Annotated in this window: 8 protein-coding genes and 3 pseudogenes; all 11 read right to left on the bottom strand. The window is 39.0% G+C overall.

Annotated elements, in window-relative coordinates; all coding sequences use genetic code 11:
• Positions 1-310 precede the first annotated feature (310 nt).
• The gene (locus G630_RS25525) at positions 311-784 is read right to left on the bottom strand and encodes a hypothetical protein (RefSeq protein WP_026499337.1); all 474 of its coding nucleotides are present in this window, start codon (positions 782-784) and stop codon (positions 311-313) included.
• 147 nt (positions 785-931) lie between these two features.
• Positions 932-1,570: a GyrI-like domain-containing protein gene (locus G630_RS0117460; protein WP_026499336.1), complete on the bottom strand. Its 639-nt coding sequence runs from the start codon at positions 1,568-1,570 to the stop codon at positions 932-934.
• Positions 1,571-1,576: 6 nt separating this feature from the next.
• Positions 1,577-2,251: a VOC family protein gene (locus G630_RS25975; RefSeq protein ID WP_442855967.1), complete on the bottom strand. Its 675-nt coding sequence runs from the start codon at positions 2,249-2,251 to the stop codon at positions 1,577-1,579.
• Positions 2,243-2,674: pseudogene (locus G630_RS25895) on the bottom strand (zinc ribbon domain-containing protein); the annotation flags it as partial. The gene G630_RS25975 and the pseudogene G630_RS25895, both read right to left, overlap by 9 nt.
• Before the next feature lie 271 nt (positions 2,675-2,945).
• Positions 2,946-3,467, bottom strand: coding sequence for a GNAT family N-acetyltransferase (locus G630_RS22605; protein WP_044959761.1), 522 nt, complete (start codon positions 3,465-3,467; stop codon positions 2,946-2,948).
• Positions 3,468-3,549: 82 nt separating this feature from the next.
• Positions 3,550-3,939, bottom strand: coding sequence for a GNAT family N-acetyltransferase (locus G630_RS22600; protein WP_049946287.1), 390 nt, complete (start codon positions 3,937-3,939; stop codon positions 3,550-3,552).
• A 105-nt stretch (positions 3,940-4,044) separates the two neighbouring features.
• Positions 4,045-4,548, bottom strand: a complete 504-nt coding sequence (locus G630_RS0117435; protein WP_022761850.1) for a GNAT family N-acetyltransferase — start codon at positions 4,546-4,548, stop codon at positions 4,045-4,047.
• A gap of 306 nt (positions 4,549-4,854) precedes the next feature.
• Positions 4,855-5,166: pseudogene (locus tag G630_RS0117430) on the bottom strand (recombinase family protein); the annotation flags it as partial.
• Positions 5,167-5,227: 61 nt separating this feature from the next.
• On the bottom strand, positions 5,228-5,797 hold the full coding sequence (locus tag G630_RS22595; RefSeq protein WP_035773491.1) for a hypothetical protein: 570 nt from the start codon (positions 5,795-5,797) through the stop codon (positions 5,228-5,230).
• Between the two features lie 250 nt (positions 5,798-6,047).
• Positions 6,048-6,920 (bottom strand): hypothetical protein, encoded by an 873-nt coding sequence (locus G630_RS0117420; protein WP_026499333.1) that lies wholly within the window; start codon positions 6,918-6,920, stop codon positions 6,048-6,050.
• A gap of 244 nt (positions 6,921-7,164) precedes the next feature.
• A pseudogene (locus G630_RS25170) lies at positions 7,165-7,540 on the bottom strand (hypothetical protein); the annotation flags it as partial.

The raw sequence follows: 7,540 nt of genomic DNA, 5'->3' as shown, positions 1-7,540 counted from the left end.
CAGACCATCTTTGATGATGCAGCAATAGAAGCAATACTCAACGCAGCTGATGGAACTCCGCGTCTCATAAACAAGTACTGTAACGCCAGCCTCCTTATAGGTGACAGCGCCAAAGCTGATCTCATTACAACCGACATCGTCATGCAGGCAGTCAATGACTGCGAACTTGGTTAGGATTACATCCCTCACTCATTTAAAGTGCGTGAGGGATGATTTCATTTATATAATCTGAAAATCAGGTGTCAAACAATCTGACTGAACCCTTTGTCTGACACCCTATGCAGCCTCATTTAAAGTGAAGATTGAGGACTCATTTAATGTGCCGGACAACAATTAACAGATATGTACCATCCTTGTGTCTTACTATAATCTCACAACAAAGATGAAACATCCCATCCGGTATCTCTTCGCCGCGAATCAGTGATGTCTCATCTATCTTATTTAGCTTTGCATCATATGCATCCCAAATTTCCATGTTTGCGTTCTCCTTGTAATAATGCCGCTGATATATCAGATGCTTTTTTGTATATCTCTCTGCAAATATCAGTCCGCAAAAACCCAAGTCAAGCAGTGCTTCTTTGTTTTCTGTTTTTGTAACCAGATACTCTTTATATCCGTAACTGCTTTGAGCAAGTTGAAAAAGATATATATAAGGCATTGCCTCCAAATCTCTTTCAGTAAGCGGCGAGTATTTCACGTACTCTTTTACATATAAAGAAAAATCCCCAACATCAAAATATGATCCGTTTCTGCTTACTCCACCTGATTGGATATATGACCTCATAATCTCCCATACTGCAGGAATACAACCTGCCGAAGAGAAATCGATAACCGCCTTAATTTCTCCTCCATCGCAGATTAACTGACAAGCCGTGTAATCCCCATGAGTTGAAGTATATGTTATGCCTTTACCCTAATGTATTCCATGTGTTCAATACCCCTTTGCCTTAATCGGATGCCTGATCACAGTCTTCAGCTTCTCCGGAGCAACCTTTCTGGCATCGCTCAAATAAATCTCATGATGCAGCCGCTTATCCGTAATATCCAGTTCATACCCCTGCTGTTCCATGAACTCATGCATCATAGACACCGTAGCAGGCTCATCATCATAAGAACCGATATGCATACACTGGACGCAAAGTCCTTCCTCGACTTTCAAAAATTCTACCTTGGAAAAATCCATCTTTTTCTTTTTAGTCGCCTCATCTACAGCCCACCGGAAATCTTCATCAGTCACAAAATCCGGAAGGCGGATCACAGATATCCAATGGAATTTTTCCTTGTGCGCATAGTCAATTCCGTCCACGCCATCTTGCCACCAGAATCCTTCCAGCGGCGGAACAACATAATCGAAATAACCCTCAATCCGATGATCGCTCTTCTTGCTCATCTTAATTGTAAAGGCAATCCCATACAGCAATCCGATAGCCTGCTTATACTCTCCATCTTCTTGATTCGGATCTCCTGATCCTCGTACTGCGATATAATTCATGCTTGGTACCGTTACAATGTCAGGCTTATTCTTTGGCATGTAAAACTCTTTATATTCCTTCTTGAAATCAAACGCCACCGCAGCTTACCTCCCCGCATCCTTATCTTCAAAAGGTTTATTCCAGGAACCGATCTCAATCAGATTCCCTTCCGGATCAGCGATATAGCAGGTCCTCTGTCCCCAAGGCTCCAACTCAGGCTCCAATACCGGCGTTGCCCCATTTTCAATTGCATTCTTGAACGCAGCATCGACCTCATCAAAGGTATCTACATAAAGAGCAATTTCCGAATGTCCATTCAAGCCCCGCACATACTCATACCGGCGGTTAGTCATCTTTTCAAAATCTTTCCTGCCGTACAATAGAAACAGCGTCCCGTCTTTTACAAGATATACATTGGATGTATCCTCCGCCTCCTTGATCTCAAATCCAAGCACATCCCTGTAAAATCGGATCATCTTTCCCATATCCTCAGCCAATAATCCAAAACCGTCCAACCTCATGACGTCAAGCCTCCTTTTTCTCATGCACTCTTCAAGCGGCAATACTTCGCAGCCTTTATCAGCATAGTACGCATACATTTCATCCAGCTTTTTCAGATCATAACTCGTTATACAATCAGCCTGTCTATCTTCATTTCTCTCACGCCCCATATGTATCTTATTAAAGTCAACACGACAACTATATGTCATGTTTATTATAATAGTCAAAATTTTTTTCGTTAACAAAAAGCCTGCCGGCATCGGGATTTCTCCCAACACCTGCTGGAGCTGTTTTCTAAAATCAGAGCGTTCTTTTTCAAGCTCAGTGGTATCAACTTTAGCACCAATCTTATCCCTGATGGCAGCTTTAAACTTTGGATTATTAACCATTTTCTTTATTGTTTCTTCCACAGCCGCATTTACTCTATCCTGTCCCCATTGTCTATGATAATCACAATGGTGTCCATCAATTCTGATTCTATGCTTACATGCATAGTAGAAAAAGTCTCTGTAATAAGTTCCATCTTGCTTCTTTTTCCTGTTCACATTTGCATACATGGCTCCACCACAGACAGGACATTTCAGAATTCCGGAAAGAATATGCTCATGATCTAGGCTATGTGTCTTTTCATGCTTAAAGCCTGTTCTTTCTCTCTTTGATTTGGCTAACATAAACTCCTCTTCGGATATTATTGCATCATGCTCACCTTCGTATATTGGATAAATTCTAAGAAAAACAAGAAGAAACACAAGTAATTTCATAACAAAAATAATCGGCCTTTATCCCACAATGAACTGGATAGAGGCCAGTTTTACTAATATTTTGTCATTATTCTAAACAAGCCGGAATTTTAAAAATTAACCCATACATCTATTCGTCCTTCATTGGAACTTCGAAGATAGACTCGAATTTTTCAGCAATCGTTGAAAAATCAGTCATATTTTCCCCTACCCAATGCTTATAAATCAATGATTATATCCAATACCTGCGAATCGGCTCATCATCACCATCTATAGTAACTGTGTTTTCTAGTATCCCACCGCATTTTTCTATGGTTTTCCATGAAGCAGTATTGCTTTCGTGAACCCCAAGTAATACTTTGTAAATTTTCTTTGCTTTTGCCTCTTCAAGCACCATCTTAAGTACTTCAGTTGCATATCCTTTTCTTCGCTCACATGGACGGATTCCATATCCGATATGTCCCCAAGTATTTAAGCCTTCACATGTCAAATAATGTCTTAAACTCGCTGCCCCTACTAATCTTCCGCTCTCATCGATTACAAAAAACGAAGTTGTAGCACTGAACCTTTCATCGACGATTCCATGCTCGCAGTTATCAAGCATTCTTATATACTTTTCGAATTCTTCTGTGGAGTCAAAGGGCTTATCCAAAAACCATGGCGCAATCTGTGTTCCGCTATCACACCATTCTTTCATCATCTCGTTGAACTGATCAAAATATACCAAATCAGGCTTTGCCAAATATAGTCTCATTTATCCCTTAACCCTTACCTTGTCGAATACAGCTTGAATATCTTCCTTCGCCCCTTCAAATTTTGGCCACGCATCTATTCCATCATCTCTTTTTCTGGGGATTATGTGAATATGGAAATTGTTTTGCCCGTTCTATCATAGCCCTGATAAGCGTTCCTCCCACGCCTTTCCGCTGATATTCAGGTAATACGCTCAGTGGGCCAAAGTCAAGGACTGGAAGAGACATATCTTCCTTTCTCACAACTGCGTTGCTACAAATAATATGCCCGACAATCGTCTCATCGTCCAGTTCCGCAACCAAACTGAGTGCCATAATCCCATCACGGTGTCGCAATTCATGGACCATCCAATGCTCATAGGGACAACCAATCTGTCCCCGCTGGACTCTGTCAGGATACCCGAAGGCAGCTCTCGTTATTTCCTCTACTCTTCTATAGTCTTTTTCTGTTTCAAGTCTATCATTTATCTCCATGCAATTATTCGCCGCTAGCTATTTTCCTTACATTGTATTTATTTATCTCAACACATTTTTTATCAGCATCAAACTCAAACTCAACAATCCATGGCATTTCAAATCTTATCTTTTCAAAATCCTCATAAATAAATGCTCATCATCTTCGCCAACCTTATAGGCTCCGTTATTTAGCATTACCTTTTGGGATGCGATATTATCCTTGTTGACGCGCAGGTAGATTTCATCTTCAGGCACGATCTCTTTTGCCTTTAAAAGAGTTAATCTAAGCCCTTCCGTTCCATATCCCTTGCCACGATACTCCTTTGAAATGCTATATCCTATGTGACCCGCGCCTTCACGAAGAGCGTCGGTAAGGTGATGTCTTATCCTAAACTCACCAATTAGTTTATCTTCATCCCATAAGTAGTAATAGGTTTCAGGTACAAACCAGTCAGGCATATCGACCGGGTTTTCATGAGAAATCTGCTTAGGAAGAACTTTTTCTTTATACTCATCAAAAGAAACTCCACGATAAGAATTGGTTAAACCATTCTCGTCTTCCGGTAAATTCGTTGTATACTCCCACTGTGCTTCTACATCTTGTAAGTTAATCTTTCGAAGTTCCATACTGCTCACCTTTCACCATTATAAATCGCGCACTAAATAATCATAGCATAGCAGGGCTTTCCAACATACACAATAGCTACAACCAAGTATTCCCGAGCAAAATTTAAGAAGCACTCTATAAAAGAATGCCTCTCTTTCGTCAAATCATCTTAAAATGCTTAAGCGCTTCTGTGATAGCCTTCTCTTTCTCTGGTGTAATTCCCGGTTGTCTACTATCATCTGACTTTGGCTTATTATAATTTTCACGTAACTCTATACCGTTCTTTCTTTTTACCTGAGCAATATTAGCCAATAGCGCATAAGCCATCGCATAAGCTGCAATGAATTAAGAATATCCGCAGCATTTCTTCCAAATCTCGACAACTTGAAAACAAGGACGTATTTTACCCCGTCCTTGCAATCTTCGATATCATTAAGCATTCTCTGAAATTCATGCCTGCCCTTTATGTTCTTACCGGAGAATCCTTCATCAGAATACTCGCCTGCAATTTCCATATCCTGGTATTCCGCATACTTTCTGATTTTCTCTTTCTGAGCTTCCAGAGAGTATCCATCAACCTGAATAGCGGTGGATACTCTTGTATATATGTAACACTTAGTTTTCTTAGTCTTTGTCATAAATTGTCATCTCCCTCCATTTTTCTGTTGACAACTGTAACAAACCTATTTAAGATAAGAATCAAGAAATGGGTTTTTCACCGGGTAGGGCTTCGGCCTGACAGGACTTGCTCGTTTCTTTTTTTATTTCCATAACATCATATAGATATTTCTTCCCACTGCCTGCATGTCTTATCAATAGTCTGGCGTGAAAAATATTGTATCCAGTGATTTCATCATCTTCACCATAGATTGGTAATCCAAAACGAGTATCATACCTATACCATCCATTCTTAGCATCACGGCCATGCTTTTTCTTCCTGTTTTCTTCGAACACCCCATTCGTAGCTATTTCAATCATTTCCGGTATTCCCTGTGCAGCATTTGCCTTAGCTTTAGCAACCGCACCTTTCAGCTTCTTGGTATAAACAGATCCGGCATATTCCCCTGGAAGAGTTGTCCCAATATATATGATTTCTCCATCCTCTGCTATTGAGTAAAACTCTCCCACATAATCTTTAAGATACTGTTCGACATCTTCCCAGTTCAGGCTTCGCTTACCCTTAAAGATAATGTCATTTATCATGACAATGCTGTTTCCATCTGCATCCTTAATTACAGATACATTTCTTGATTTGTTTCCTTTTTCCATATTGCTCCTCACTTCTTTTAACCCCCTCGAATTCGATGGGGTTAGGATCATTCAGATTATAAACAGGTCGATTTCGACCTGTTTAAACATACTGATTCCAAGACAATTATTCCTTCTCATCATCCTTAGCCTTAAAGCAAACAAAAGCAAAAATGATGATTACTATCGTAGTTCAGCTAATAACATTCTTGATTCTCTACCGTATTTAATCTAAAAAATAGCCCCTGACCATTGGTCAGGGGCATTATCGTCATATTTCCGAGATATTAAAATAATCCATAGCCACTTGGACGCATTCTTGTATAAGTGCCTCATGTTTCTTATAATCGGAGAATCCACTAAGTTTGACTCGGTATTGTTTCCATCTACTTTCATATGTAACGTCTAATCCTGCATCCTCAATTTTAGCAGACAATTCAGGATTCTCATTCGTCTTAAAAAACAAGTGTAAAAACGATTTCTTGGGTTTAAATGATATAAAATTCTTAGCTACTCCATTCTTTGCTAACCCTACATAAAATTTATTGTATTTCAGCTCATAACCAGAAGTGTATTTTTCCAAAGCATTAAAAATATCATCTACATCTTTCATTATTTTCTTAGTGCTTCGGTTTTCCCAATAGTTTCTGTCAGTTACCTCATATTCATCTTCTTCGTCAGTCCCAAGGGTGACACGATCCATGACTTTTGTAAAAGCTAAGGATATGTCATCCCCAACCTTATATGCTGACAGCTGCAAAGCTATTAGCGGAATATTACCATTAAACAGGCTAATTACATTCATAAATCTACCTGTTATCTCCTCAGCAACAATAACTGCGCAATGATCATACTGAGGATATCTCTTCTTCTCTGTATCCCAGTACTCAATTGTTCTAATGATATGACTTGGGTCAGTAGCTCCAAGCTGAATTTCGATTTCATATCGAGCATCATTATCTACATTTCCCATCAAAATATCTAACCGCCCACCTAATGGTTGTATTTTTTCTCTTTGAATCGGTGTAAGTTCTCCCAATCCCAATGACTCAGGATGTTCAAAAATAAACTTTTGAATAAGATTCTCTTTAATCTCAGGATGATTCTTTAATGAAATTCTTTGTAGATTTACAAGATTAGCCATTTCAAATTCCCCCAAAAGAAATATAAACCAAAACATCGTACAATATCATTATAGCATATCACTTATTTCCTAACGTTAAACAGTATGCATTTTTAACTGCCAGCAAACCTACCGTCTCGTCTTACCCGTAGACCAATTCCCACAAAACCTCTCAAAAATAGCAAACATAAAGGACCTGGCACTTTATGCTAATATTTTAACGTTAGCATAAAGCCGGTCCCAGTGCGGTCTTGCACAATTGACATTAACTGTGTTCAGCTTTTGTTAGCAAAGCTACGGTCTCATCAGTAGCAAATAAAGGTGGTGAAACATCATAAACCGTCTCGCCATTATATGAAACAGGGAACTTGAAATGGATTGTCTTTATTGGACAACCATTTTTTCTCTTTTTGTCTGGATATAACTCTATGCTATCGATGAATGAATTAACAAAGGCTTTCTTTTCAAAATCGTTCATCTTATCATACAATTTATCAAAGAGTTTTAACGATTCATAGATACTATCTTTGGTAAGCATTTGTTTTTTTATCGACTCGATTCTAGCCTCACAATCATGCATATTCTTTTCAGTAGTTTCAATAGCTTCAAATGCATCATCAAGTCTTCTATTCAAGCTTTCA

The sequence above is a fragment of the Butyrivibrio sp. WCD2001 genome (genome assembly GCF_000424485.1).
Taxonomy (GTDB): Bacteria; Bacillota; Clostridia; order Lachnospirales; family Lachnospiraceae; genus Butyrivibrio.
Note: the sequence above shows the minus strand (reverse complement) of the source record. Positions and strands in the feature narration are given on the sequence as shown.

Bases quoted from the DNA above. Each gene is read 5' to 3' on its own strand.
- G630_RS0117435 (WP_022761850.1), bottom strand. From the start codon at position 4,548: ATGGAACTTCGAAAGATTAACTTACAAGATGTAGAAGCACAGTGGGAG.
- G630_RS22605 (WP_044959761.1), bottom strand. From the start codon at position 3,467: ATGAGACTATATTTGGCAAAGCCTGATTTGGTATATTTTGATCAGTTC.
- G630_RS22595 (WP_035773491.1), bottom strand. From the start codon at position 5,797: ATGGAAAAAGGAAACAAATCAAGAAATGTATCTGTAATTAAGGATGCA.
- G630_RS0117420 (WP_026499333.1), bottom strand. From the start codon at position 6,920: ATGGCTAATCTTGTAAATCTACAAAGAATTTCATTAAAGAATCATCCT.
- G630_RS25525 (WP_026499337.1), bottom strand. From the start codon at position 784: ATGAGGTCATATATCCAATCAGGTGGAGTAAGCAGAAACGGATCATAT.
- G630_RS22600 (WP_049946287.1), bottom strand. From the start codon at position 3,939: ATGGAGATAAATGATAGACTTGAAACAGAAAAAGACTATAGAAGAGTA.